Source organism: Pedobacter metabolipauper (genome assembly GCF_004362715.1).
Taxonomy (GTDB): Bacteria; Bacteroidota; Bacteroidia; order Sphingobacteriales; family Sphingobacteriaceae; genus Pedobacter; species Pedobacter metabolipauper.
The window spans coordinates 214,085-239,938 of the sequence record NZ_SNYC01000007.1; the positions used below are offsets into that span (position 1 = coordinate 214,085).

Annotated in this window: 26 protein-coding genes; 16 read left to right on the forward strand and 10 right to left on the reverse strand. The window is 40.3% G+C overall.

Translation table 11 applies throughout. The features are described 5' to 3' along the window. Positions 1–17 precede the first annotated feature (17 nt). The 6 genes from yajC to ATK78_RS19650 all read left to right on the forward strand — a co-directional run bounded on the left by yajC (position 18) and on the right by ATK78_RS19650 (position 3,551). On the forward strand, positions 18–365 hold the full coding sequence (gene yajC, locus ATK78_RS19630; RefSeq protein WP_133577831.1) for a preprotein translocase subunit YajC: 348 nt from the start codon (positions 18–20) through the stop codon (positions 363–365). A gap of 147 nt (positions 366–512) precedes the next feature. Continuing rightward, a complete protein-coding gene (locus tag ATK78_RS19635; RefSeq protein ID WP_243732580.1) occupies positions 513–1,394 on the forward strand; it encodes a YbbR-like domain-containing protein in 882 nt (293 codons plus the stop codon). Further along, complete coding sequence (gene coaE, locus ATK78_RS19640; protein ID WP_133577833.1) at positions 1,394–1,990, forward strand: dephospho-CoA kinase; 597 nt, start codon at positions 1,394–1,396, stop codon at positions 1,988–1,990. The genes ATK78_RS19635 and coaE overlap by 1 nt, the downstream gene beginning before the upstream one ends. Beyond that, the gene (locus tag ATK78_RS19645) at positions 1,990–2,931 is read left to right on the forward strand and encodes an exonuclease (protein WP_133577834.1); all 942 of its coding nucleotides are present in this window, start codon (positions 1,990–1,992) and stop codon (positions 2,929–2,931) included. Before coaE ends, ATK78_RS19645 begins: the two co-directional genes overlap by 1 nt. 1 nt (position 2,932) lies before the next feature. Continuing rightward, positions 2,933–3,088, forward strand: coding sequence for a DUF5522 domain-containing protein (locus ATK78_RS22810; RefSeq protein ID WP_166664923.1), 156 nt, complete (start codon positions 2,933–2,935; stop codon positions 3,086–3,088). Between the two features lie 13 nt (positions 3,089–3,101). Continuing rightward, positions 3,102–3,551, forward strand: coding sequence for a MarR family winged helix-turn-helix transcriptional regulator (locus ATK78_RS19650; RefSeq protein ID WP_133577835.1), 450 nt, complete (start codon positions 3,102–3,104; stop codon positions 3,549–3,551). Here the strand turns inward: ATK78_RS19650 and ATK78_RS19655 are convergent. From ATK78_RS19655 to ATK78_RS19665, 3 genes are read right to left on the reverse strand one after another with little or no spacing between them, the layout of a single operon-like run. Next, positions 3,548–4,273: a ZIP family metal transporter gene (locus ATK78_RS19655; protein ID WP_133577836.1), complete on the reverse strand. Its 726-nt coding sequence runs from the start codon at positions 4,271–4,273 to the stop codon at positions 3,548–3,550. The two genes, ATK78_RS19650 and ATK78_RS19655, sit on opposite strands and share 4 nt — an antisense overlap. Further along, entirely contained in the window at positions 4,273–4,836 is a 564-nt protein-coding gene (locus ATK78_RS19660) for a phosphatase PAP2 family protein (protein WP_133577837.1), read from the reverse strand. The genes ATK78_RS19655 and ATK78_RS19660 overlap by 1 nt, the downstream gene beginning before the upstream one ends. After that, entirely contained in the window at positions 4,833–5,564 is a 732-nt protein-coding gene (locus ATK78_RS19665) for a class I SAM-dependent methyltransferase (RefSeq protein ID WP_133577838.1), read from the reverse strand. Before ATK78_RS19665 ends, ATK78_RS19660 begins: the two co-directional genes overlap by 4 nt. 174 nt (positions 5,565–5,738) lie before the next feature. Here ATK78_RS19665 and glmM point away from each other — a divergent pair, with 174 nt between their 5' ends. The 5 genes from glmM (at position 5,739) to ATK78_RS19690 (ending at position 11,724) form a co-directional block, all read left to right on the forward strand. Beyond that, positions 5,739–7,127, forward strand: coding sequence for a phosphoglucosamine mutase (gene glmM / locus ATK78_RS19670; RefSeq protein WP_133577839.1), 1,389 nt, complete (start codon positions 5,739–5,741; stop codon positions 7,125–7,127). Positions 7,128–7,131: 4 nt separating this feature from the next. After that, a complete protein-coding gene (locus tag ATK78_RS19675) occupies positions 7,132–8,280 on the forward strand; it encodes a cysteine desulfurase family protein (protein ID WP_133577840.1) in 1,149 nt (382 codons plus the stop codon). Positions 8,281–8,362: 82 nt separating this feature from the next. Then, positions 8,363–8,557: a hypothetical protein gene (locus ATK78_RS19680; RefSeq protein WP_133577841.1), complete on the forward strand. Its 195-nt coding sequence runs from the start codon at positions 8,363–8,365 to the stop codon at positions 8,555–8,557. A 174-nt stretch (positions 8,558–8,731) separates the two neighbouring features. Continuing rightward, positions 8,732–9,409: a basic secretory protein-like protein gene (locus ATK78_RS19685; RefSeq protein WP_133577842.1), complete on the forward strand. Its 678-nt coding sequence runs from the start codon at positions 8,732–8,734 to the stop codon at positions 9,407–9,409. 23 nt (positions 9,410–9,432) lie between these two features. After that, positions 9,433–11,724: a GH92 family glycosyl hydrolase gene (locus tag ATK78_RS19690; protein ID WP_133577843.1), complete on the forward strand. Its 2,292-nt coding sequence runs from the start codon at positions 9,433–9,435 to the stop codon at positions 11,722–11,724. A gap of 73 nt (positions 11,725–11,797) precedes the next feature. On the opposite strand, the gene accD is transcribed toward ATK78_RS19690, so the two are convergent. Beyond that, complete coding sequence (accD, locus tag ATK78_RS19695; RefSeq protein ID WP_133577844.1) at positions 11,798–12,643, reverse strand: acetyl-CoA carboxylase, carboxyltransferase subunit beta; 846 nt, start codon at positions 12,641–12,643, stop codon at positions 11,798–11,800. Positions 12,644–12,763: 120 nt separating this feature from the next. Between accD and fbaA the strand changes: the two genes are divergently transcribed. Both fbaA and ATK78_RS19705 read left to right on the forward strand, forming a co-directional pair. Then, positions 12,764–13,843 carry a class II fructose-bisphosphate aldolase gene (gene fbaA, locus ATK78_RS19700; protein WP_133577845.1) on the forward strand — a complete coding sequence of 360 codons (1,080 nt, stop codon included), beginning with the start codon at positions 12,764–12,766 and terminating at the stop codon, positions 13,841–13,843. Between the two features lie 81 nt (positions 13,844–13,924). Beyond that, positions 13,925–14,350: a GNAT family N-acetyltransferase gene (locus tag ATK78_RS19705; protein WP_133577846.1), complete on the forward strand. Its 426-nt coding sequence runs from the start codon at positions 13,925–13,927 to the stop codon at positions 14,348–14,350. Between the two features lie 11 nt (positions 14,351–14,361). On the opposite strand, the gene ATK78_RS19710 is transcribed toward ATK78_RS19705, so the two are convergent. From ATK78_RS19710 to ATK78_RS19725, 4 genes are all read right to left on the reverse strand, one after another. Beyond that, entirely contained in the window at positions 14,362–15,222 is an 861-nt protein-coding gene (locus tag ATK78_RS19710; protein WP_133577847.1) for a hydroxymethylglutaryl-CoA lyase, read from the reverse strand. 121 nt (positions 15,223–15,343) lie between these two features. Beyond that, entirely contained in the window at positions 15,344–18,298 is a 2,955-nt protein-coding gene (gene secDF / locus ATK78_RS19715) for a protein translocase subunit SecDF (RefSeq protein ID WP_133577848.1), read from the reverse strand. Positions 18,299–18,411: 113 nt separating this feature from the next. Beyond that, complete coding sequence (locus tag ATK78_RS19720; protein ID WP_133577849.1) at positions 18,412–18,897, reverse strand: dihydrofolate reductase; 486 nt, start codon at positions 18,895–18,897, stop codon at positions 18,412–18,414. After that, positions 18,894–19,688, reverse strand: coding sequence for a thymidylate synthase (locus tag ATK78_RS19725; protein ID WP_133577850.1), 795 nt, complete (start codon positions 19,686–19,688; stop codon positions 18,894–18,896). The genes ATK78_RS19720 and ATK78_RS19725 overlap by 4 nt, the downstream gene beginning before the upstream one ends. Positions 19,689–20,151: 463 nt before the next feature. Here ATK78_RS19725 and ispE point away from each other — a divergent pair, with 463 nt between their 5' ends. The 3 genes from ispE to ATK78_RS19740 are packed head-to-tail and all read left to right on the forward strand — an operon-like array spanning position 20,152 to position 22,572. Further along, the gene (ispE, locus tag ATK78_RS19730; RefSeq protein ID WP_133577851.1) at positions 20,152–20,955 is read left to right on the forward strand and encodes a 4-(cytidine 5'-diphospho)-2-C-methyl-D-erythritol kinase; all 804 of its coding nucleotides are present in this window, start codon (positions 20,152–20,154) and stop codon (positions 20,953–20,955) included. A 29-nt stretch (positions 20,956–20,984) separates the two neighbouring features. After that, positions 20,985–21,404, forward strand: a complete 420-nt coding sequence (locus tag ATK78_RS19735) for an OsmC family protein (protein ID WP_133577852.1) — start codon at positions 20,985–20,987, stop codon at positions 21,402–21,404. Position 21,405: 1 nt separating this feature from the next. Continuing rightward, on the forward strand, positions 21,406–22,572 hold the full coding sequence (locus tag ATK78_RS19740) for an O-succinylhomoserine sulfhydrylase (protein ID WP_133577853.1): 1,167 nt from the start codon (positions 21,406–21,408) through the stop codon (positions 22,570–22,572). Here the strand turns inward: ATK78_RS19740 and ATK78_RS19745 are convergent. Continuing rightward, positions 22,565–22,843, reverse strand: coding sequence for a LapA family protein (locus tag ATK78_RS19745; protein ID WP_133577854.1), 279 nt, complete (start codon positions 22,841–22,843; stop codon positions 22,565–22,567). The two genes, ATK78_RS19740 and ATK78_RS19745, sit on opposite strands and share 8 nt — an antisense overlap. 3 nt (positions 22,844–22,846) lie before the next feature. After that, a complete protein-coding gene (locus tag ATK78_RS19750; RefSeq protein ID WP_133577855.1) occupies positions 22,847–25,657 on the reverse strand; it encodes a TolB family protein in 2,811 nt (936 codons plus the stop codon). Positions 25,658–25,854: the final 197 nt, after the last annotated feature.

Consider the following 25,854-nt stretch of genomic DNA (forward strand, 5'->3'; position numbering starts at 1 on the left):
AATATATAAATAACAATATGATGTCAACAGTAATCTTACAGGCTGCCGCAGGTAGCAGCAATATGTTAACAACCCTGATCCCTATGGTTTTAATCATGGTGGTGTTTTATTTTTTCATGATCAGACCACAGGTTAAAAAAGCCAAAGACCATAAAAAATTGGTTGAAGATTTGAAAAAAGGGGATAAAATAGTAACTACAGCCGGTATTCATGGCAGAATTGCAGATATGAATGAAACTACCTTTTTAATCGAAGTTGAAGGCGGTACTAAGATCCGGTTTGATAAATCTGCAGTTTCTGTAGATGCAACCAAAGCAGCAGTTCCTGCTCCGAAGGTTGAAAAGATCGATACTACAAAGGCATAGTTCACCGCGAATGATCTTTAAAAGCCGCTCTATATTTGGAGCGGCTTTTTTGTTTTAGTAAGTTTGCTTACTTTACAGCCCATGCCGTTTATAAAACTTACAAAAATAGAACGAAAGCGTTTCCTTGTTTTAATTACCTGTTTATTAATGGCAATTGGAGCATGGTTGTTTATGGCGTTGAACAACAAATACGTCTATACGGCTAAAACAGTATTGGTCTACAAGAATTTCCCCCAAAAACGAGCATTTCATGCCTTGCAGTCAGATACAGTAGATCTGCAGGTGGAAGGAACAGGATGGCAGCTGCTCTTTGCCAGGTTAAGGGTAAAACCACAATCTATTACCATCGGACTGGAAAAGCTAAATACCCGGAATTTTATCCTTTTCTCCGAACAGCTTTATGGCGTTAACAACCAGCTGGAAACGTCGCAAAAGATTATATCCGTAAAACCCGATACCCTTTATTTCGATTTCTCTGAAAGAACCGTGAAGCGTGTTCCGGTAAAGCTGGTTTCTAACCTGAGCTTTGTTAAACAATATGGCATTGCAAATAAAGTAGAGATCATACCGAGCTATGTTACCCTATCTGGCCCAGAACAGGAACTTAAACAGATCCATGAATGGCCTACGGATACCCTGAAGCTGTCAAACATTCAAAACACACCGGTTACCAGGATTGCAATGGCCCAGAACAAGATGAAGAATGTCAGCATTTTTCCTACCAGTGCAGAGGTAAAGGTCCCGGTAGATGAGTTTACAGAAAAGACCATTGAACTTCCGCTCCGGATTGTAAATAATAAGGAATATTATAACATCAAATTATATCCAAAGAAAGTTAAGATCACCTTCCTGGTTGCATTGTCAAAATACCAGCAGATCAATGAAGATTTTATAGAACTGCATGTAGATCTTAATGAATGGAAATTACTTAACCACAATAAATTGAGCGTTAAAATAACCAGATTTCCTGAGTATTGTAAACTGGTTAAGCTGGTTCCTGAGAAAATTGATTTTATTATTGAGCGCTGATGTTAAAGATAGGGATTACAGGAGGGATAGGCAGCGGCAAGACTACCGTATGCAGGATTTTTGAAACATTGGGAATCCCCGTGTTTTATGCGGATACCGTTGCCAAACAGATCATGGTAGAGGACGCCATCCTGATTGAAGGAATTAAAAGCACTTTTGGACCAGAGAGCTATACCACAGATAGCCTGTTAAATAATAAACACATTGCTGCAATTGTATTTAACAATGCAGAAGAGCTGGCTAAACTAAACGCGCTGGTTCACCCCGCAGTTTTTAGGGCATTTGATACCTGGGTTGAGAAACTGCCCGGTGGCATACCCTATATTCTCAAAGAAGCAGCACTGCTTTTTGAAAGCGGTTCCTATAAACTGTGCGATAAAAGTATCCTGGTTACTGCTCCGGTTGAATTAAAGCTGCAGCGTGTAATGGAACGGGATACGGTAACCACTGAACAGGTTAAAGCCCGCATGGATAAACAATTTTCTGATGAGATTAAGCAAAATATGGCTGACTATCTGATCACGAACAACGAAACAGAATCACTGATCCTCCAGGTTTTGGAGCTGCATCAGGCATTTCTAAAAATAAACCCTTAATGATATTAGATGATTTTATTGTGATCGATAAGACCGGTCTGTTCTGCAGGTACGGTGATTTTTATCTTGATCCTAAAGAAGCCGTTAAAAATGCAGTGATCTCCCATGCCCATGGTGATCATGCCATTGGCGGAAATGTAAATGTATATTGTACCGAAGCTACTTCCTTATTTATGCTGCACCGGTATAAGAAATTCGCAGCAGGCGAATTTAATATCAAAAAGTATAACAGCGCTTTTGAGGTTAACGGGGTAAAGATCACATTTGTTCCAGCCGGACATATATTAGGCTCGGCAATGGTTTTAATGGAGTATCAGGGTGTTAAATACCTGTATACCGGTGATTATAAGTTGCAGCCCGATAAAACCTGTGAACCCATTGAATTTGTGGAAGCCGATGTGCTGATTACAGAAACTACCTTTGCAGATCCTGCAACACAGCATCCCAATGCTGAAGAAGAAATCAGCAAGCTAAATACCACAACAACCAACATCATGCTCGGTGCGTATTCGCTTGGTAAATGTCAGAGGTTGATTAGTTTAATAAATGACCATTGTATAGAAAAAAGGATATTGCTGCATCACAGCATGGTTCCATTTGTAAAAATATATGAACAGATGGGGGTCAGCTTAGGAAAGTATGAAGTGTACGATCGAAAAGTGATGAAAAATAACCTTACCGGGATGATTTATATGGTTCCCCCTATGGTTTTTCGTAGCTATTTTAAGGCAATTAATGTAATTCGGGTATTTGCTACGGGTTGGAAACATTTACAGAATAATCATGAAATTCAATTGTATATCTCTGATCATGCAGATTGGAATGATATCATTTTAACTATACAAAAGGTGAATCCACAACAAGTTTGGACCAATCATGGCAACGGTTTACAATTAAAAAATTATTACGAAAAAAGTTTGGTAGTTAAATTGCTTAACTAACATGGAACAGGGTATTGACTACTATTTCAATGAAGATGGACTAATGGTCTTTACAGAAGCCTACCATCTGAAACGTGGCCATTGCTGCAAGAATAAATGCAGGCATTGTCCATGGAAATATGGTAAACCCAAGCCAAAAGACACCAATAAAAAATAATTAACGTTGAGATATGCAGTTGCAGAAAGAAATTAAGATTGCGAGGTTTGAAAGCGTGCACCAACAAGCTATTGTTAATGTATTTTACACCTATGGATGGTGTAGCGATAAGATGAAGCAAACCATGACACCTTATGACATTACCACCCAACAGTTTAACGTTCTGAGAATATTGAGGGGACAGTATCCCAATCCGACTACCATTAGCGAACTTAAGTCCAGAATGCTCGATAAAATGTGTGATGCATCAAGAATTGTTGATCGCCTGGTACAGAAAGGACTGGTTGTTAAAGACAGCAACGAATCTGATAAACGCGCAGTAGACATCATGATCAGTAAAAAGGGACTCTCATTGCTGGATAAAATAGACAATGAAGTAAATATATCCAGCCTCATCTCTTCCAATCTAACAGAAAATGAAGCAATGGAATTAAACCTGCTACTGGATAAATTGAGGGGTTAATGCGCGTGACCGGATGTAAAATATCCAATGAGTGCAATGGATATACCACACAATACAGCAACCATTTTGCGTTTCGATACCTTATGATCTACACTGGATTCAAATAAGATCGTGGTAGAGATATGAAGGAATATACCAATTACGATACCCATCATCCGGTTAAAATACTCTTCAACCCCACCAATGCTTCCATTACTGATCCCATAGCTCAGGTAAAAACCAAGCGGGGCCATAACGGCAAATATTCCGATGTACAATACGATATTGCGTTTCTTGAAACCGTTTTGCATCAATATGCTGGCTAATGCGAAAGCTGCAGGTATGTGATGCAGCGAGATGCCGAAAATGAGCGCATTGTGCTGGTCCTTTGCAAGCGGCATGCCTTCAAGAAATGCATGAAGGCATAGACTAATCATAATGCCATAAGGAAAAACAGTTGTTTCGTGGTGCTTATGGATGTGTCCATGCTCTACCCCCTCAGAAAATTGTTCCAGGAATATTTGAAGCAGAAAACCAATCAGGATAAACACACCAATTTCCTGGTGCTCTGCGCCATGGTAAGCATCAGGTATTAAATGCAGTACCGTGATGGCAAATAAATAAGCCCCACTAAAGGATAAAATCAGTTTTAGCAGCTGTGACTTGTCACTTTTTACCAGGAAGATTGCCGAGCCCCCCAGGAATGCACTAAAAAATAAGATGAATATCTTCCAAATTTCCATTATAGTTGTGGTTGTAGTTTTTTATAGATTTTTGAAGTAGTTAAGCCGATCAGTGTACCCAGTATGGCACCCGCCATGGTATCAACAGGGTAGTGGACACCCACATAAACTTGTGAAAAGGAAATGATAAATGCCCATAGTAGTGCGATAGGTAAGATGGGTTTCCATTTGTCATAAAATAAAAAGATTAAAAATACAGCAATTGCAAAGTGATTGGTTGCATGCGCAGAAGGGAAGCTGTAGCCGCTTCCGCATGGTACCCTGTGAATAATGTCCGTTGCAAGACTGATATCGTTGCAGGGTCTTATTCTTCCTGCTAATGGTTTGATCAGCCTTGATGCCATCAGATCGCCGATCGCAAAGGTGACAAGCAGCATCCCCACAATATACCAGCCTTTTTTGCGGTATTCTATAAAACAGAAAACAACGATAAATAAATATAACGGAGCCCAAAAATACCTGTTGCGCATTAAAGGTAACAGCCAGTCAAAAAAAGGATTGGAAAACCCGCGGTGGATCTTCAGAAAGAGTTCTGCATCAAACTGCTGTAAACTCTCGATCATACCTTTTTACAGATTAATAACAACCGGTCTGACTTTATTTCATCGTAATCATCCAGATTATAACTGCCAAATGTTTTTGTGATCTGAAGGCCGCTCTTTTCAAGCATCCGCTCAAAATCTGCTAAGGTAAAAGCCTGCACACGTTCTTCAAAAGCATGTGGCTTGCCCTTATGCTCAAAATTGATGTGCTTGATGATCTTTCCCTCTGAAACAAACTTGTGGAGGTGAAACTCAATGCCGTCTACCGTTTTGATCTCCTGATGGGTTAGATTTTTAAGGATCTTTTGCGTATTGAAATAATCGATTACCAATGTGCCATCAGCCTTAAGTCCTTTTCTAAAAGACTTGAATGCATTTACATGGTCCTTTTCTGTTTCAAAATATCCAAAGCTGGTGAAAAGATTTAACGCAATGTCGAAATAATTGATGAAACACAATTTGCGCATATCGTGCACAAAGAAATGCAGGTTCTTTTGCTCAAACTGCTGTGCATACTTGATGCTTTGTTCTGAAAGATCAATGCCGGTTACGTCATATCCCTTTTTATTCATATATATGGCATGCCTGCCCCTGCCGCAGGCGATGTCTAAAATCCTGGAATCTGCAGTTGGTTTTAGCCAGGCTGATAAGTTATCAATTAAATACTCGGCTTCGGCGTCATTTCTTTGACTATATAGAATGTGATAGAAAGGGGAATTAAACCAATATTGAAACCATTTTCGCTGCATAGAGCCCGTATTTTGATGTTTTAGAAAAATACAAATATAGTATTTTGAACTGCATACGGCGGGATTAATTATCTCGTCACTGCATTTTTAAAACACAATGATTTTATTGATCCGCTAAGTTAAACACACTTGTTTTGCTGTTTTTTTGTTATTTTTGGAAAAAAACTGAATAAATTGACATTAATAAAATCGATCTCCGGAATTAGGGGAACAATAGGCGGCGCAGCGGGTAATGGCTTAACCCCCATTGATATTGTGAAATTTACCGCTGCTTATGGCTCATGGGTAATCAGCAGAACATCTATTAAGAAAATTGTATTGGGCCGTGACGCAAGAATATCAGGCGAAATGGTGAATAACCTGGTCATCGGCACACTGCAGGGATTGGGTATTGAAGTGATTGACCTGGGCCTCTCTACCACGCCAACCGTAGAAATTGCGGTTCCATTGGAACAGGCCGGGGGCGGTATTATCTTAACGGCAAGTCATAATCCGAAACAATGGAATGCGTTAAAGCTGTTGAATGAATCTGGTGAATTTATCAGTGACGAAGATGGGAAGGAGGTTCTTGATATTGCAGAACGTGCAGCATTTGAATTTGCTGATGTAGACCAGCTTGGAAAGGTAATTACTGATAATTCGTATTTGCAGAAACACATAGACAGTATCCTTGCCTTATCATTGGTTGATGTAGAAGCGATCAGGAACGCAAACTTTAAAATTGCTATTGACTGTGTAAACTCAACAGGCGGTATTTTTGTTCCTGCGCTGTTAAAGGCTTTAGGTGTGGAGACGGTATACGAACTCTACTGTGAACCCAATGGCCAGTTTCCGCATAACCCGGAACCTTTGCCTGAAAATTTAACAGAGATCGCAAAGCTGGTGCAAAGTAAGAATGCCGACCTGGGTATTGTAGTAGATCCGGATGTGGACCGTTTATGTTTCGTAAATGAAGATGGTACCATGTTTGGTGAAGAATATACGCTGGTAGCTGTTGCAGATTATGTTCTGAAAAATACACCGGGTAATTCGGTTTCGAACCTTTCTTCAACACGGGCATTGAGAGATGTAACCGAGAAAGCGGGTGGAATATATAATGCGGCTGCAGTAGGTGAGGTTAATGTAGTGAATAAAATGAAAGCTACCCAGGCCATTATTGGCGGTGAAGGTAACGGAGGGATCATCTATCCGGAATCACATTACGGTCGCGATGCATTGGTAGGGATTGCATTATTTTTAACCCATCTGGCAAAATTTGGTAAATCCATCTCTTTGTTAAGAAGCAGCTACCCTGAATATTATATTTCTAAGAATAAAATTACACTGACACCAGAGATGGATATTGATGCACTGCTGATCAAAGTTCAGGAAAAATATAAAAGCCAGCCAAACAGTACCATCGATGGTTTGAAAATTGAATTCGATAAAGAATGGGTTCACCTGCGCAGATCTAATACAGAGCCGATCATCCGCATTTACAGCGAAGCCGGTAGTGAAACTGTGGCAGAGAACCTGGCCTCAAAAATTATATCAGATATCAAAGAAATTTTAAAATTGAATTAAGAAGATGAACAGGATTTATTTAGATAATGCCGCTACTACACCTTTAGATGCAGTGGTAATCGACGAAATGGTGAATGTGATGAAATCGCATTATGGTAACCCATCTTCTATTCATGCACAGGGACGTGAAGTGAGAACACTGATCGAAAAGGCAAGGAAAACAGTTGCCGGCCTTTTAAATGCAACCCCTGCAGAGATCTTCTTTACTTCTGGAGGTACTGAAGCAGACAACACCGCAATAAGATGCGGTATTGCTGCCTATCACATTAAACATGCAATTACCTCTAAAATAGAACACCACGCCGTTGAGCATACGCTAACCATGCTTTTACAGCAAGGCGTGATCGATAAGCTGAGCTTTGTTGATATTGATGAAAAAGGTAATGTTGATCTAAACCATCTGGAACAGCTTCTGGAAAATAATGAACGTTCTTTCGTATCCCTGATGCATGCCAATAATGAATTGGGAACATTAACAGACATGGAGAAGGTAGGGGATATCTGTGAAAAATACAATGCCATTTACCATTGCGATACCGTTCAAACGATGGGACATTATGTACACGATGTAAGAAAGCTCAAAGCCCACTTCATTGTTTGTGCAGCACATAAACTTCATGGCCCTAAAGGGGTGGGGTTCTTGTTCGTTAACCATACGATAAAGATCAGTCCGATGATCTTTGGGGGTGCACAGGAACGCAACATGCGTGGCGGAACTGAAAATGTGTATGGAATTGTTGGTTTAGCCAAAGCCCTGGAAATTGCATATGCAGAAATGGATGCACACCAGCAGCACATTCAGGAATTAAAAAGCTATATGATTGAGCAGCTGACCAGTGAAATTCCTGATCTTTACTTTAATGGAGAAATAGAACCTGCTAAAAGTTTATACACCGTTTTAAATGTTTCATTCCCGGCTATGGAAATGTCAGACATGCTGTTGTTTAACCTGGACATTAATGGTATCTCTGCATCTGGCGGAAGTGCCTGCTCTTCCGGTTCTAATATCGGATCTCATGTGCTGAACGGAATATCCGCAGATCCAAACCGTCCGTCAGTACGTTTTTCATTTAGCAAATACACCACAAAAGAAGAGCTGGATTTTGTAGTTCAGAAGGTAAAAGATATTGTGAGCCAGAATGTAATTGCCTAACGAGTTTTCAATTTATGTAAACAATACAAGTTTAAGAGGTGTTATTAGTTTGATTATTATTATTTAACTAATCTTTTGAACTATGAAAACTACAGATAAAGAAGAACCTAAAAAAACCGTTTATAAAGAAACGGATAAATCGAATGAAGAACTTACCAATGGAGAGACCTCATCGGTATCTCATTTGGACAGATCCAGTTTTACGAAACAGCCGGCACGTAAAAACAAGCCGCTGGGATCCGGACATGAACCTGGTGTAATGCCAGGGAGCGAATAGGCAAGATTCACAATAACTTAAAAAAAAGCAGTACCAAACCGTACTGCTTTTTTTAGTTTAATAATATTTGGTAAAAAACTTTATATTGCCTTTGATTTTGTTACGATTGATCTATATAAATTTACATTATATTATGTTTATTTGTGTGCTAAATCGTTTAAACTTAAAAAGCATATGAACAAAACCACTAAATTGATCGTTTTAACCGCTCTCGTTACTTTATGCGGTTACCAATCAAACGCTCAGGAAAAAGAAACTATTAAAAGAGACGGACTTACCCTAAATTTTACCAGTTTAGACAGTTCCTTTGATCCGAGATTAAAACAAAGGATGATTGAAACCTTTTTTACAGTTTATCCGCTTCTAAAAAAAGAATACAATGAAAATGCAGCTACTGAACTGAACTTTGTAATTGATACCGCATACAAAGGCGTTGCAGCAACAGGAGGAGGCAGAATTGTTTACAGCCCTGCTTATTTTAAACAGCATCCAACAGATGTTGATGTGGTAACGCACGAAGTAATGCACGTGATCCAGTCTTACGGACGTGGTGCCGGACCAGGATGGCTTACAGAAGGTATTGCTGATTATGTACGTTATAAATTTGGTGTTGATAATCCGGGAGCCAAATGGGCACTTCCAGAATATAAAGATACCCAAAGCTATACCAATAGCTATAGAATTACTGCCCGCTTCCTGGCCTGGTTAGAAAGTCACGGAAATAAAGGCCTGGTTAAAAAATTAGATGCTAACTTACGCGCTCATACTTTTACCGCTGAACTTTGGAAAAAAGAGACCGGCAAAACACTAGATGAGCTATGGGTAGCTTATTCTGCAAATCCAGCATTGTAACACATTAAATGAAAATTATAAATATGATTAAAAGATTCCTAACCGCCTCACTGGTTTTAGCATCGTTTAGCACGTTTGCTCAAACAGTAGGAAAGATCACAGATCCTGTAGAATGGATCAATCCGTTAATGGGTACGGCAAGTAAGCCTGCGCTGTCTAACGGAAATACTTACCCAACCATCGCGTTGCCATGGGGTATGAACTTCTGGACTCCCCAAACAGGTAGAATGGGTGATGGATGGGCATATACTTATGAAGCTGATAAGATCAGGGGATTCAAACAAACACACCAGCCTTCTCCATGGATGAACGACTATGGTCAGTTTGCCATTATGCCGGTAACTGGTAAAATGAAATTTAACCAGGATGACAGGGCCAGCTGGTTCTCTCACAAGGCTGAAATTGTTAAACCTTACTATTACAGTGTTTACCTGGCAGATGCCGATGTAACTACAGAAATTGCACCAACAGAAAGAGCTGCTCAGTTCCGTTTTACATTTCCTAAATCTGATGATTCTTATGTAGTTGTTGATGCATTTGATAAAGGTTCTTATATTAAGATCATTCCTGCAGAACGTAAAATTGTAGGATACAGCACCAGGTACGCCCGCGGACCATTACCTAAAAACTTTAAAAATTACTTTGTAATCTATTTTGACAAGGCATTTACCTCTGCCAATGCAACAAGAGGCAGAAACCTTGCAAAAGATACCCTGGAATTAACCAGTGATCACTCTGGTGCAATTGTAGGTTTTAAAACGGCTAAAGGCGAGCAGGTAAACATGAAGGTTGCCTCTTCTTTTATCAGCATCGAACAAGCTGACATCAGTTTAAAAAGAGAGTTGGCTAACGATAACTTTGAAACCACAAAAGAAAAAGGTAAAGCCGTTTGGAATAAAACATTGAGCAAAATCAGTGTAGAAGGCGGATCAATTGATCAAACCCGCACTTTTTACTCGAGCTTATACCGTACGTTATTCTTCCCGAATAAAATGTACGAATTGGATGCCAGCAATAAAATTGTTCACTGGAGCCCATACACTGGTGAGATAAAACCAGGTTATATGTTTGCAGGTACAGGCTTCTGGGATACTTTCAGAGCTTTATACCCATTCCTTAACCTGATGTATCCTTCTATTAACAAAGAAATGCAGGAAGGACTGATCAATGATTATAAAGAAGGCGGATGGTTACCAGAATGGTCCAGCCCCGGATATGCCAATATCATGATCGGCAATAACTCTGCTTCTGTTGTTGCAGATGCATACATTAAAGGGATCCGTGGATATGACATCAACACCTTGTGGGATGCCGTAACTCATGGTGCAAACAATGAAGGCCCGATCCAGGCAGTTGGACGTGCCGGTGTTAAATATTACAATGAACTGGGTTATGTTCCTTATGATGTAAAGATCAATGAGAATGCAGCAAGAACATTGGAGTATTCTTATGATGACTTTACCATTTACCAATTGGGTAGGGCGTTGAACAAGCCAAAAGCAGAAATTGATATCTATGCAAAACGTGCATTGAACTATAAAAAACTCTTTGATCCGGCTACCGGGTTAATGCGCGGAAAGAATAAAGATGGAAGCTTCCAGTCTCCATTCAATCCATTTAAATGGGGTGATGCATTTACTGAAGGTAACAGCTGGCATTATTCCTGGTCAGTATTCCAGGATATTGATGGCTTATCTAAGCTAATGGGTGGAAAAGATAAGTTTGTAAGCAAACTGGATTCTGTATTTACACTTCCTCCAGTTTTTGATGACAGCTATTATGGTGGTGTGATCCATGAGATCAGAGAGATGCAGATTGCAAACATGGGCCAGTATGCGCATGGTAATCAGCCAATTCAGCACATGATCTATTTATACAACTATGCTGGTGCGCCATGGAAAACCCAATACTGGGTTCGTGAAACCATGAACAGAATGTATAAAGCAACTCCAGACGGATATTGCGGTGATGAAGATAACGGTCAAACTTCTGCCTGGTATGTATTCTCTGCTTTGGGATTCTATCCGGTAACGCCTGCAGTTGATCAGTATGTTGTAGGTGCTCCATTATTTAAGAAAGTAACCTTAACCCTTGAGAACGGTAAAACTGTGGTGATCAATGCGCCAAATAACAGCGATGATAACCGGTATGTTCAAGGACTGAAATACAATGGTAAAGAGCAAACCAAAAACTGGTTGAGCCACTCTAATTTATTAAAAGGTGCTACCCTTGATTTTGACATGACGTCAAAACCAAATAAAACAAGAGGAACAAGTGAATCTGATTTCCCTTATTCACTGTCTACAGAAAAATAATTGTAGCGAATACAAAAAAATCCCGCTTTTGCAATTGCAGAAGCGGGATTTTTTATTTCTGTTAATTTAGTATTTAATTCTTCATCATTTTAAGGAACGATGCCAGCTTAGCTTTCATTGACCTGCGGTCTACAATGAAATCCAGGAAACCATGTTCCAATACGAACTCGGCAGTCTGAAATCCTTTAGGCAAATCCTTTTTAATGGTTTCTTTAATTACCCTCGGACCGGCGAAGCCGATCAGTGCACCTGGTTCAGCAATGTTAATATCGCCAAGCATGGCATAAGAAGCAGTTACACCGCCTGTAGTAGGATCTGTAAGCAAAGAGATGTAAGGAATTTTAGCCTGGCTTAGAAGGGCTAATTTTGCCGATGTCTTGGCCATTTGCATCAATGAAAATGCAGCTTCCATCATTCGTGCGCCGCCAGACTTAGAGATCATGAGGAACGGGATCTTATGCTTAATGGAATAATCAATAGATCTGGCGATCTTTTCGCCTACAACTGATCCCATTGATCCGCCTATAAAATTGAAGTCCATACAGGCAATAACCAGGTCTTCACCTTCTACTTTACCATATCCGGCACGGATGGCATCTTTTAAGCCGGTTTTAGCCATGCTCTCTACCAGTCGCTCCGTGTACGGTTTACTGTCTGTAAAGTTTAGCGGATCTGCAGATGTGAGGTCTGCAAAAAGCTCTGTAAATTGATTGTCATCAAACAGAACCTGGAAATATTCTTTGGAGCCTACCCTTAAATGGTAGTCACAATATTGACAAACGTATTTATTTTCTACCAGGTCTGCGCTATGAAGTGCTTTCTTACAGTTCGGACACTTGTTCCATAAACCATCCGGTGCTTCTTTTTTTTCTTCTGTTAGCGTACTGATACCTTTTTTTTCTCTCTTAAACCAAGCCATGTTATTTCTTGAAAAATGCGAGTACAAAGAAACGAAAAAAAATTAGAACAGTTTATGCTTGTTTAAGGATAACTTTAGTTAAAATATTCATAACTTCGGCGTACATATAAAATATTAAAGATGAGTTTAAAAGGCTATAAAGGCGTAATTTACGGAGATGCCGTTCAAGAATTATTTGAACAGGCTAAAAAACATCAGTTTGCATTGCCAGCGGTAAATGTTACAGGTACAAATACCATCAACGCGGTAATGGAAACTGCTAAGGCAGTTAATTCGCCGGTAATTATTCAATTGTCTAATGGCGGAGCACAATTTTATGCAGGTAAAACATTAAATAATGATAATTTAAATGCATGTGTACTGGGCGCGGTTTCTGCTGCTAAACATGTTCATTTATTAGCTGAGCACTATGGTGTTGCAGTTGTTTTACACACAGACCATGCCGCAAAAAAGTTATTGCCATGGATCGATGGATTGTTGGATCATGGTGAGAAATTCTTTGCTGAACATGGTAAACCTTTGTTTTCATCACACATGCTTGACCTTTCTGAAGAGCCTATTGAAGAGAACATGGAAATTTCAGCAAAATATTTAGCGCGTATGGCTAAATTAGGAATGACCATTGAAATTGAACTTGGTGTTACAGGTGGTGAAGAGGATGGTGTAGACAACAGTGATGTAGACAGCTCTAAATTATACACACAACCTTCTGAAGTTGCTTATGCCTATGAAGAATTGAGCAAAGTGAGTGATAAATTTACTGTTGCTGCTGCATTTGGTAACGTTCACGGCGTTTATAAACCGGGAAATGTTAAATTACAACCTGTAATTCTTAAAAACTCTCAGGACTTTGTAAAAGAGAAATTCGGACTTACTGCAGAAAAACCAGTTAATTTTGTATTTCATGGCGGATCTGGTTCTTCTCAGGAAGAGATCAGAGAGGCAATTTCTTATGGTGCAATTAAAATGAATATTGATACCGATATGCAATGGGCATACTGGGAAGGTATTTTGGAATATTATAAAGCAAATGAAGCTTATCTTCAAGGTCAGATCGGTAACCCGGATGGAGAAGATAAACCAAATAAGAAATATTATGATCCACGCGTTTGGTTGCGTAAAGGGGAAGAAAACTTCGTTACCCGTTTAAAACAAGCTTTTGAAGATTTAAACTGCAAAGACGCAAGCGATAAATTATAATTTACTAAAAATAATCGAAGCGTCGCAAGAATCTACTTGTGGCGCTTTTTTGTACAATTGACAAGCTAACCCCAACATAAAATGGAAACTCTTCAGGTAATTAAAATAAAAAACAAAGAAGAACTGGAACAGGCATTTGCCATTCGTAAAATTGTTTTTGTTGAAGAACAGAATTGCCCACCCGAACTGGAATGGGAAAATGAAGAGGTCTCAACCCATTTTCTGGCCCTGATCAATACCAATCCATGCGGGGCTTGCAGGTGGCGTAAAACAGATGCTGGTTATAAGCTGGAACGCTTTGCCGTATTAAAAGAATATAGGGGAAAGCGGATCGGACAGGCACTTGTTGCTGCGGCCTTGCATGATCTGCCTGCTGATGCCAGCTACATTTATCTGAATGCCCAGATCGATGCGATGGGATTATATGCAAAATTCGGCTTTGTGGCTGAAGGTGATCAGTTTGAAGAGGCCGGGATCCAGCATTTTAAAATGGTTAAGAAAAGCTAAAGACAGGCTGCTTAAAAAAAGATCTCCCGGGATAACAGCAAAGCCTGATTCCATTTGTCCATATTCAGGTTTAAAGGTTCGCCCTTACTATTTAAATAGCTGATCAGCTCTTCGGTAGCCATATTTCCGGTAAGATCATCAGCAGCCATCGGACAACCGCCAAATCCTTTTAATGCGCTGTCAAAGCGTCTGCATCCGCATTGATAAGCGGCTTCGATCTTTTCAAAACGGGTATTTGGCGTACTGTGTAAATGAAGACCTATTTCTACATTTTTAAAGGCACTTACAAGTGCTGGTAAGATCTGTTTTATTTTTTCCGGTGAAGAAATACCAGTGGTGTCAGATAAAGACAAGATCTTAACCCCATGACCGACTAGTACAGTTGACCATTCTTCAACAATCTCCGCATTCCATTCATTGCCGTAAGGATTTCCGAAACCCATAGACAGGTATACTACCGCCTTTTTATTGTTCTGATCACATAGTTCGAGCATCTGTTTAACGGTGTCCAGCGATTGTGCAATGCTGGAATTGGTATTCCGTTGCTGAAACGTTTCTGAGATGGAAAAAGGAAATCCAAGATAATTGATCTCTTCATGTTTTACGGCTTCCTGTACACCTCTTAAATTCGCTACAATAGCCAGCAGCTTAGAAGTCGTATTACTTAGATCCAGCTTTGACAATACTTCTTTGGTATCTCTTAACTGCGGAATGGCTTTTTCAGAAACAAAGCTTCCAAAGTCAATGGTATCAAACCCAACCTGCAGCAGGAGGTTAATGTATTGAGCCTTAAGATCGGTGTCAATAAAATGGTGAATACCCTGCATCGCATCGCGCGGACATTCAATGAGTTTAACAGGGTTTTGGGTCATTATTTGGTTTTCCTGGTCATGTATGCATTCAAAATTACATATAATCCGCTACCAAATGGAATTTATGGCAAACAAAAAAGGCATCCAACCGGATGCCTTTTAATATTATATGTATTGTTTCTTATTTGTTTTTACCCAGGTCAATTACGATAGGGGTAGAGATACATAATGAAGAATAAGTACCGATCACACGACCGATCAACAAGGCAAATATAAAGCCTCTGATGCTGGCACCACCGAAAATAAAGATCACCAACAATACAAAGAATACGGTTAATGAAGTTAAGATGGTACGACTTAAGGTACTGTTCAATGCGAAATTGATTAGTTTATTACGTTCTTCACCATGAAGATCTTCTTTACCGCTTTCTGCAAGTTTTTCACGGATCCTGTCAAATACAACCACTGTTTCTGTCATGGTGTATCCCATTACGGTTAATATTGCCGCGATGAAATCCTGTCCGATCTCTAATGAGAATGGCATAACTCCATCCAGAATGGTATAGAATGACAATACCAGTAAAACATCATGGAAGAGGGCAATTACAGCACCTAAACCGTAGTTTAATTTTTTAAACCTCACTACGATATAGAAGAACATCACTAAACAAGAGAATAAGATTGCTCCGTAAGCTCCGTAAACGATGTCACTTGCAATGATAGGACCAACCTTTTCATTACTTTCAATGGTATACTTAACACCAGTTTTAGCCAATCCTGCTTTTAACGCATTTTCGACAATCTTATCCGCTTTAGTATCCGGATCTGTAATGTGGAAAGTAGTGGTGATCTTTAATTCATTATCAGCACCTGCGGTTTTAACGATGGTCTCTGATTCAGGGAATACAGCGGTTAACTGAGATTTTACATCTTCAGTATCCATTCCTTTATCAAAATGAACGATGTATGTTCTGCCACCTTTAAAGTCAATACCCAGATTTAAGCCGCCGTTTTTGAAATAGAAGATAAAACCAAGTATAATGATTGCTGATGAAATGATATAATAGATCTTTCTGCGTCCAACGAAGTCAAAAGCAATGTTTTTGAAAGCGTGAATGGTTACACTGTTTCCAAACGTAATGTCTACTTTTTTATCAAGCAGGAATTCAAATACCAAACGGGAGATCAGTACCGCACAGAATAATGAAGATAAGATACCGATACATAGCGTGGTTGCAAAACCCTGAACAGGTCCGGTACCAAATATGTAAAGGATCACACCCAATACCAATACGGTTACGTTTGAATCGATGATTGAAGACATGGCATGTTTAAAACCTTCACGGATTGCAACTGGTGTTGGCTTACCTAAGGTTAATTCTTCACGTACCCGTTCAAAGATCAGGATGTTTGCATCAACAGAAAGACCAATTACCAACACGATACCGGCAATACCAGGCAAGGTTAGTACAGCTCCCAGTGATACCAATATTCCCATAATGAAGAACAAGTTGATTACAAGTGCCAGGTTAGCAACCCAACCTGCTTTATTGTAATATAAAGCCATAAAGATCAGGATCACCACAAACGCAAGTACGAATGAAAGTAAGCCGTTATCAATAGCTTCCTGTCCTAAAGACGGACCAACCACAAACTCACCTACAATCCTTGCAGGGGCAGGAAGTTTACCTGCTTTTAAGATATTGGCTAAATCCTGTGTATCATTTACGGTAAAGTTACCGGTAATTGAAGAGCTTCCGTTAGGAATCTCATCTTGTACGGTAGGGGCAGAGTAAACTGCATTGTCCAATACAATGGCAATTGATTTTTTATTGTTTGGATCTGCTGAAGCTTCAGCAGTAATTTTTTTCCACTTGATAGAACCTTCACCAGTCATCCTCATGGTTACCTCAGGTTTGTTGCCATCCTGGAAGTCTGCACGGGCATCGCTGATCGCATCACCAGAAAGATCTGGCTTACCATCAGTAGAAGTTACTTTAATGGCATACAGTTCAAAAACTTTAGCACCACCAGATATAGAGATATCCATTGGCTTAACGCTCCACATGAATTTGTAGCTCTGAGGAATGATCGATGCAATTTCAGGTCTTCTGAAATAAGCGTTTACCTTTGAAGTATCTTTTTGAGCAACCCAACCCACTACGGGTCCCGGACGTAAAGATTGCTGTCCGTTTTCGCCCTGGAAGGTAGGGATATTTAAAACTGCGAATAAAGGATTCGATTTGGTGAGTTCCTGTGTTTTAACCGCCGAAGAGTCTTTAGCATCATTGGTTTTTGCAAGACCGGCTAATTTACTTCCTGATTTTGCAGCAGTATCTGTTGTTCCGGCAGCCGGAGCTTCAACTTTTAAGGTTGATGCCAGTGTTTTGTTGATGTTTTCTAATACGGAATATACTTCTTCGTTGTTGTAAACTTTCCAGAACTGCAATTCTGCAGAACCTTGTAAAAGTTTATGAACCCTTTCAATATCCTGAACACCCGGCATTTCAATCAGGATCCGGTTGGTGCCTTCTTGTTTCTGCATATTCGGGCTCACTACACCAAATCCATCAATACGGCTTCTGATGATAATGAATGAGCGGTCAATTGCACTGGTTGCTTCTTTAGATAAAAAGGTTTTTACCTCAGAATTGGTTGCATTTGGTTTGATAACCGTTGCATTGTCCTGGTTAGAGAAGAAGTCAGCAAGTTTTACATTCGGAGAAAGTTTTTCAAATTCATTTACAAATAAGGCGATGAAATCTTTACCACCAGCATTCAGTTGCGTTTGAGCAAGAGAAAGTGCTTTGTTAAAGTTAGCATCATCAGTATTGTTTGCTAATGATTTAACCAATTCTGCTAACGATATCTCCATCGTTACGTTCATACCACCTTTAAGGTCTAGCCCAAGGTTAATTTCTTTTTCTTTACAGAACTGATAGTTAAATCCAAATACAGGATAAACTGGTACTGTTGCCATAGAGTCCAGGTAAGCCTTTTCTTTGATTGGATCACCTTTGGCGTGAGCTTTTGCGTCTTTTTCAACTTTCGATGTGACGAAGTTGAATGAGAGAGAATACACACAGACAATACCTAATAGTATTGCCATAAATTTAATAAAACCTTTACCCTGCATTTGTTTGTAATTATTAGTCTATATAAGCTATATATTTTTTTAACAAGTCGGCAAATCTAATTATTTTTTTAATTAATAGACCACGTTGTTAAAGTTTTTATTATGGTGCTGTACTATTTGCGTTCCAGTGTTGCAAATGTGTATGCCACCTTGTTTTTTTCATCTGGCTGATGTTTTTCGGAACTGATCTCTTTCCATACATTAGGATCTATCTCAGGAAAGAAGGTATCTGCTGAATAGCTTTCGTGTACCCTGGTGAGGTATATCCGGTCTGTTTTGCCCAATGCCTGCCTATAGATCTCTGCACCGCCAACAATAAATACTTCATCATCCTTGCTGCAAAGCTCCAGCGCCTGGTCTAATGTATTCGTTACTTCGGCCCCTGGAATGCTGAGATCCGTATTCCTTGTAATTACGATGTTACGTCTGTTTGGCAAAGGCTTGCCAATAGAGTCAAACGTTTTACGGCCCATAATGATCGTATGGTGGTTGGTAATGTCTTTAAAATGCTTTAAATCTGTCGGTAAATACCATAACAACTGGTTGTCCTTACCAATGGCATTATTCTCAGCAATGGCAACTACTATGGTTACGATCATACGGCAACAGCTCCTTTAATGTGCGGATGTGGTTCATAACCTGTTAAATTGAAGTCTTCGAATTTAAAGTCGAAGATGTTCTTTACTTCAGGATTAATTTCCATGACCGGTAATTTCTTTGATTCCCTGCTCAGCTGGAGTTTGGATTGCTCAATATGATTGTTGTACAAATGTGCATCACCAAGCGTGTGTATAAAATCCCCATAGGCCAGTCCGCATACCTGCGCAACCATCATGGTTAATAACGCATACGATGCAATATTGAACGGGACGCCTAAAAATATATCGGCACTTCTCTGGTAAAGCTGGCAGCTCAGTTTTCCGTCTGCCACATAAAATTGAAAGAAGGCGTGGCATGGGGGTAGGGCCATATGTCCAATATCGGCAACATTCCATGCGGATACAATGATCCTTCTGGAGTCCGGGTTATTTTTAATGGTATCAATGATCTGGCTGATCTGATCGATGTGTGTTCCATCGGGAGCAGGCCATGATCTCCATTGAGAACCATATACGGGGCCAAGGTTTCCGTTTTCATCAGCCCATTCATCCCAGATCTTTACACCATTTTCTTTTAGATACTGAATGTTGGTATCTCCGCTTAAAAACCAGATCAACTCATGAATGATTGATTTAAGGTGCAGTTTTTTAGTGGTAACCATAGGGAAGCCCTCCTGCAGGTTAAAACGCATCTGGTAACCAAACACGCTAATGGTGCCTGTACCTGTACGATCATGTTTTTGTGTGCCATGATCCAGCACATGCTGCATTAAATCTAAATATTGTTTCATCGAATGGTTTAAACAGATGGCAAATGTTAAATATACACCTGCAAAGCTAAAAACTTTGTAGTCAAAAATTCAGTTTCTCACAAAAATAAGCAGCGGCAATTTGAATAGATCAATAGAGGTGTAAAGCGAATTCAGGAAAATAAGACACAGTGTATGGCTTGGGACTGAGTTGCTCAGGAGTTCGGGTAGCGTAGTACCCTTATTCACGTCTCCTTCACACCTTGCTCACATTTAGTTCACAAAAAGGTACCTTTTTGTGAAGAAGAAGTGAATGAGACGTGTATAGTGTGAGGAGATGACCTTAACACAACCCGAACAGTTATGCTGCTCAACCTGGATCGTTTGCGCTCAATTTCACAAAAATATGGCTTCAAACCTGCAGAAAAAACGCTGAATATTTAAAATTTCCCGGTAAATAACATTTGGCCTTGATGATTTTGTAAGTTTGCAGAAAAATAGACAGATGCTTGCTTTTGCAAATGCCAAGATAAACCTTGGTTTGAACGTTATAGAAAAAAGGACGGACGGTTATCACAATCTTGAAACTGTTTTTTATCCGGTTAAATTGTATGATGTAATTGAAATTACGGACGCACCGCAAACCCGTTGTTTCATCAAAGGTATTGACATACCAGGTGGTACTACAGATAACATTTGCCTGAAAGCTTATCAACTGCTTAAAAATGATTTTGATCTTCCTCCGCAGCAAATTACCCTGCTTAAGAACATTCCGGTAGGAGCAGGTCTTGGTGGCGGCTCCTCTGATGCTGCATTCCTGATTAAGCTGCTAAACACGAAATTCAACCTGTCTTTATCTGATCTTCAAATGGAAGCATATGCGGGAAAGCTTGGAGCAGATTGCCCGTTCTTTATTCGCAATAAGCCAGTTTTTGCTACAGGAATAGGTGATGTATTCAGTCCGATTGAAATAGAACTGTCAAATTATTACATCGTTCTGGTAAAACCAGCGGTTCACGTATCTACTGCGGATGCATACCATGGAATAAAGCCAATGGATGCTATTACTTCGCTAAAAGATTTAATACATTTGCCGTTGAAGGACTGGAAATCAAATTTAAAGAATGATTTTGAAAATACCGTATTTTCAAAATATCCTGAAATTGAACGGGTAAAAAACGAGCTGTATCGTTCAGGCGCATTGTTTGCGGCCATGAGTGGAAGCGGTTCCTGCGTTTTTGCGGTGTTTGATCAGGACATCAAACTTCCTGAACTTGAAAAAAATAACAAAGTATTTTACAACGTATAGTCAGCTATACAGATCTTAATAACATAACGATGGAGATTAACCTGGTACGCAAAAACAATAAATTCAATTTTGAGGCGGAGAATGCTATGGGCCAAAAAGTTGAGATCGACGCTAAACCGGAAATAGGCGGTGAAGGCAAAGGTTTCAGACCAATGGAAATGCTGCTTGTTGGTCTTGGTGGCTGCAGTGGTATTGATATGGTCAATGTGCTGAATAAACAAAAAGAACCATTGGATGATATTAAGATCACCATAAACGCAACACGTAAAGACGAAGAGATGCCGCCAATATTTGATGTGATCGACATTCATTTTAATCTTTATGGTGCATTAAATGCACAGAAAGTAGAAAGGGCACTGGCCTTAACTTTCGAAAAATATTGCTCAGTATCCAATATTCTTGGGCGTTCCGCTCAACTTAATTTCTCATATACCATACATCAAAACTAACATGCAAGAAGATAATTTCGAAACCTTAGCCATACGTTTACAAGCAGAAAGAACCCAGTTTAAAGAACATTCCGTTCCGTTATACCTCACTTCGAGTTATAAATTTGATGATGCTGAGGAGATGCGTGCACTTTTCGCCAATGAGAAGGAAGGAAATGTATATAGCCGGTACGCCAACCCGAATACTACAGAGCTGATTGATAAAATGGCCGTTTTAGAAGGAGCAGAGACCGGCTGGGTAACCGCTACCGGGATGGCTGCGATATTTACCACATTTGCGGCATTCCTTAAATCCGGCGACCATGTGCTTTCCAGCCGTTCGGTTTTTGGTTCTACTCACCAGCTTTTAAACGGGATCTTTCCCAAATGGGGGATCAGCTATACGTATGCCGACCTCGATAACCTGGAGCAATGGGAAAATGGAATACAGCCGAACACAAAAATGATCTTTGTGGAAACCCCTTCCAATCCTGGTATTGATATTATTGACCTGGAGTGGCTGGCCGGACTTGCAAAGAAACACAACATCCTCTTTGTTGTGGATAACTGTTTTGCTACGCCATATCTGCAGCAACCCATCAAACTCGGTGCAGATATATCGATCCATTCGGCAACCAAGTTTATTGACGGACAAGGAAGAACATTAGGCGGGGTTATACTTGGCTCTAAAGAATTGATTCTTGAAATTGAAGGGTTTGCCAGGCATAGCGGCCCGGCGATGTCGCCATTTAATGCCTGGTTGCTGTCTAAAAGTCTGGAAACCCTGGCTGTTCGTATGGACAGACATTGTGAGAACGCATTAAAAGTAGCTAACTTTCTGGAAAGTAATGAAGCGGTTAAACAAGTAAGATATCCGTTTCTTCCATCACACCCCCAGTATGAGATCGCTAAAAAGCAGATGAAACAGGGTGGTGGTATTGTAACGTTCGTAATTGCAGGCGGTGTTACTGCTGCTGCTCAGTTTATGGATAAACTGAAGATGTTCTCCATCTCGGCCAACCTCGGTGATACCCGTTCAATTGCAACACACCCGGCAACAAGTACGCATTCCAAATTAACTGAGGAAGAAAGATTGCAGGTGGGTATTGAGCAGGGAACAATTCGTCTTTCTATCGGTTTAGAACATATTGACGATATTCTCGGTGATATTAAACAAGCGCTTAGCTAATATAATCGCGGTCTTCATCACTCAATTCATTTCTACGGTCCTCAGGAGTTTCCTGGGGATTGTTTGTATCATAGGAACTTACCGTAGTTTTAGGCTTCCCGGCCCAATAGCCCAGAATAAAACCGATAAAAGTACAAATACCTACGATCACTAATTTCGAGATGTCCTTTTTAACAAAGATCAGGTTGAATTCAACAGCATCTGTATTGAGCATTAAAAAGATGCTGATGATGGCGGTAATTGCAATGATAAAGATGGTTTTGGCGGTCATGGTCTAAAAACTATAGTTTAAAATTAATTCTAAGATAGGATTCTGGTGATATATTTTATTCACGAATACAAATCTTGCGCCAACATCAACAATTGGTTGATAACGCAGCAGGTTCATACTACTACGCAATTCAAAGCCAAAAGTTTTAGGCTGCCCAAGATTTGTTTCGGTACCGATGTTCTCGTAATGACAGAAAAGACCGCCCCTTAAGTTGCGGATATAGGCCAGAGGCCCGACTTCGGCATCAGGAAAAGCAAATGGGAAACGATAATTAAAAAGCAGCGTATTGTTTAGCCTGTGCTTTGCCAGAATGTTGTTGTAACCATAAACGGTACTGATCTCCTGATCATATTGGCGGATGCCTGATGAACGCTGATAATTGAAACTGGCCAGGAAAGAGTGATTCTTTGCAATTCCGGGAAAATAGGCGAAGCTTTCTGCCGCGAATAAGTTTCCTTTCAGATTATTGTCAAATGGCTGATGCAGATAGGTGATCCGGAGTGTTTGTGCCCACCGGGGTGCGATGTCTCTTTCTGCAGCCCTTAAAGCGTGTGTGAGCGTAAAGCCGTACTGCATAGGGAACCGGAGTGTACGGATATAATTTTCAGGCATGTTCTCACCCATGTATCTTTCAGTATAGCTGGTTAGCGTGTTGAAAGAGAGGTTGTACGTGTGGTTGCGGGCTGTGAGGCTTAATGGGAGGGAAGCCTGAAGCTGAAAGTTATGCTCTCTCCAGTCTCCCTGCTGAATGCCGGCCTGGCTGTTATAAAAAGTGCGTCTTGGCCGGTTTCTGTAGGTTGCGTAAAAAACAGGGTAAAAGCTTTTTAGTGAAAACCCGCTGCTATACTCAAAACGGTTTAGGTCCCGGTGATAATCTGCACCGGCAAAAAAATCGAAGGTGTTCAGCAGGTTATTTGACGTAAACTGTAATCCACCCTGGTATTCGTCTTCAATAACCGGGGCAACGCTGTGGAGATTGAACAGGTTGCCGAGGGTTTTATATTTCCTCGTGGTATATGTGCTGTCGGGGATGTTCGAAAATACGTTTCCGGTATTTTCCTGTTTTTCTGCGGCAGCCCCGAAATAAACGAAATTGTTCTTTTGAAGCTCCTTGCCGTCAAAAGGTGTTTCTGCAATGTCGTAGCCATCCGCAGAATAATTGTTAAATAGTATTTGGTTTGTGGGAGCATGATAGGCAGGATTGAATCCGCCGTATTTAGAGGCGCTCAGAGCGCTTATCTTTTTTGTAGCGGTGTCAATGTAGTAAACGTTATCGATGCCTTCATAGTGAGCGTTAAAAGCTATTCCTTGCTTAATGTAGATCGGCCTGGTTATCTGCTGTTGAGTTTCAGCAATCAAAGTGGTGATTCTGTTATCGCTGTCAATGATCCGCAATGCCTTTCCCTTTTCGCTCACAGATACAAAACTGATCTTTGTACCACTGGCATCAAAAGCAGGTGTCTGCAGGATCTCGTTTCCGGGATTTGGATAGACTTTGATGATTTTGCCATTAGCTGCATCGAGTTCGATCAGGCTGCAGTTGTTGGACAGATCAAACTGAACGGCAATGATCCTGCGTGCATCCATGGACAATGACGGGGAGAAGATCCGGCTTCTTGCGCTTAGTTTGGTGATCTTTTTTGTTTGAAGGTCGTAGCTGCAGATCACGCTGTAACTTCTCTGACGGAACCTGGGATCGTATCTGATCTCGTCCCAAACAATAAGTCCGTTGGCGTAGCTAAACCAGGGTTGTTCCTGGTAGCCGGTCCCGATCAGTTTGGTTTCATTTTTACTGCTGTCTGTGATCGTAAAATGGGCAGCTTCAGCTTTGCTTTGTTTGAGGCTCAGGATCCGTCCGTCGTCTAATTTTACAGGCAGGAAATGGGAGCTGGCATAACTGGTTTTTTTATTTAAAACAGTATAGGTTTTGGTGGTTGTTTTTTGACTTTGTGCTGTCCACTCTTTTTGCAGGATACCGGTCGTATGAAGGAACCAGTCTTTGCTTCCGCGGTCAGTAAATTTTTTTAGACTGCTGGAGAACGGATAGAGGCGGAGTGGTCTGTTTCGGATGTCGGTAAGCACGCTGTCAAAAATGTCACGGCCGGATTCTTTCCGGATGGCTGATGAGATCAGATAACCCAATTGGTAATAACCGGGAGTGACGTCTTTGTCTGATCCAAAATTGATCTTGCTATAGGTGTAATTTTTTCCTTCCAGCAGGTTGGCCCGGTAGGGCATCACCCATGACGGCTGCCTTCCTCTGCCTGCATTTGTTAATGCCGTTTCGATGGTTACCGCGTCTCCTTCAAAATACCAAAGCGGAAGGCTTACGCCAAACCATGCAAAGTAAACATCTTCCGGAAACGGATGTGCTTTTCCTCCGGTCAGTTTATCAAATTGTGCAACGTGTCTCAGCTCATGAACGGCAAGGTTGTTCAGCCAATCCTGGCTGTCAAATTGCTGGGGCGGGGTGGTGTAGAATTCTGACTTTTTTGGAGCAAGCTGAACGAAGCCATTTGCAATGACCCCGCGGTTTTGAAGCACAATGGGGATGGATGTTTTTTGCCGTCCTAAGCTTCCGCCAACATAGGGAAAAATATAGCTGATCGTATTGGCCATCCGCTGCGCCTCTTTTTCAAGTTCGACCGGATAGATCAGCTGGAACCCGGATACATTTATTTGCCTCCATTTTACACTAAGCGGGTTCTGGTCCGCACTAAATATCTGTGAAAAAGCAGTATGTGAAATTAAACTTAATATAATGAGTATTAAAAATTTGATTTTCAGTATCTTGATTGGTTTAATAATACCCATAAATTTGTATTGCTAAAATATTTAGTATAGTTTTGTGTTTATAGTGTTCTTTATGTGGTTTTTTTAATGATATATAATTATTTAAATAATTGATATTCATTTATATATAGATTTTATATAATTATTCAAATAGCTTTGTTTTTTGATGATTTAAACTATTTTTACCCCTGTTTTATAAAGAACCCTATCCAGGATCA

Bases quoted from the DNA above. Each gene is read 5' to 3' on its own strand.
- ATK78_RS22810 (WP_166664923.1), top strand. From the start codon at position 2,933: ATGGAACAGGGTATTGACTACTATTTCAATGAAGATGGACTAATGGTC.
- ATK78_RS19685 (WP_133577842.1), top strand. From the start codon at position 8,732: ATGAACAAAACCACTAAATTGATCGTTTTAACCGCTCTCGTTACTTTA.
- ATK78_RS19635 (WP_243732580.1), top strand. From the start codon at position 513: ATGGCAATTGGAGCATGGTTGTTTATGGCGTTGAACAACAAATACGTC.
- yajC (WP_133577831.1), top strand. From the start codon at position 18: ATGATGTCAACAGTAATCTTACAGGCTGCCGCAGGTAGCAGCAATATG.
- ATK78_RS19740 (WP_133577853.1), top strand. From the start codon at position 21,406: ATGCAAGAAGATAATTTCGAAACCTTAGCCATACGTTTACAAGCAGAA.
- accD (WP_133577844.1), bottom strand. From the start codon at position 12,643: ATGGCTTGGTTTAAGAGAGAAAAAAAAGGTATCAGTACGCTAACAGAA.
- ATK78_RS19690 (WP_133577843.1), top strand. From the start codon at position 9,433: ATGATTAAAAGATTCCTAACCGCCTCACTGGTTTTAGCATCGTTTAGC.
- coaE (WP_133577833.1), top strand. From the start codon at position 1,394: ATGTTAAAGATAGGGATTACAGGAGGGATAGGCAGCGGCAAGACTACC.
- ATK78_RS19655 (WP_133577836.1), bottom strand. From the start codon at position 4,273: ATGGAAATTTGGAAGATATTCATCTTATTTTTTAGTGCATTCCTGGGG.
- fbaA (WP_133577845.1), top strand. From the start codon at position 12,764: ATGAGTTTAAAAGGCTATAAAGGCGTAATTTACGGAGATGCCGTTCAA.
- ATK78_RS19660 (WP_133577837.1), bottom strand. From the start codon at position 4,836: ATGATCGAGAGTTTACAGCAGTTTGATGCAGAACTCTTTCTGAAGATC.
- ATK78_RS19725 (WP_133577850.1), bottom strand. From the start codon at position 19,688: ATGAAACAATATTTAGATTTAATGCAGCATGTGCTGGATCATGGCACA.
- secDF (WP_133577848.1), bottom strand. From the start codon at position 18,298: ATGCAGGGTAAAGGTTTTATTAAATTTATGGCAATACTATTAGGTATT.
- ATK78_RS19645 (WP_133577834.1), top strand. From the start codon at position 1,990: ATGATATTAGATGATTTTATTGTGATCGATAAGACCGGTCTGTTCTGC.
- ATK78_RS19680 (WP_133577841.1), top strand. From the start codon at position 8,363: ATGAAAACTACAGATAAAGAAGAACCTAAAAAAACCGTTTATAAAGAA.
- ispE (WP_133577851.1), top strand. From the start codon at position 20,152: ATGCTTGCTTTTGCAAATGCCAAGATAAACCTTGGTTTGAACGTTATA.
- ATK78_RS19650 (WP_133577835.1), top strand. From the start codon at position 3,102: ATGCAGTTGCAGAAAGAAATTAAGATTGCGAGGTTTGAAAGCGTGCAC.
- ATK78_RS19665 (WP_133577838.1), bottom strand. From the start codon at position 5,564: ATGCAGCGAAAATGGTTTCAATATTGGTTTAATTCCCCTTTCTATCAC.
- ATK78_RS19735 (WP_133577852.1), top strand. From the start codon at position 20,985: ATGGAGATTAACCTGGTACGCAAAAACAATAAATTCAATTTTGAGGCG.
- ATK78_RS19705 (WP_133577846.1), top strand. From the start codon at position 13,925: ATGGAAACTCTTCAGGTAATTAAAATAAAAAACAAAGAAGAACTGGAA.
- ATK78_RS19750 (WP_133577855.1), bottom strand. From the start codon at position 25,657: ATGGGTATTATTAAACCAATCAAGATACTGAAAATCAAATTTTTAATA.
- ATK78_RS19710 (WP_133577847.1), bottom strand. From the start codon at position 15,222: ATGACCCAAAACCCTGTTAAACTCATTGAATGTCCGCGCGATGCGATG.
- ATK78_RS19745 (WP_133577854.1), bottom strand. From the start codon at position 22,843: ATGACCGCCAAAACCATCTTTATCATTGCAATTACCGCCATCATCAGC.
- ATK78_RS19675 (WP_133577840.1), top strand. From the start codon at position 7,132: ATGAACAGGATTTATTTAGATAATGCCGCTACTACACCTTTAGATGCA.
- ATK78_RS19720 (WP_133577849.1), bottom strand. From the start codon at position 18,897: ATGATCGTAACCATAGTAGTTGCCATTGCTGAGAATAATGCCATTGGT.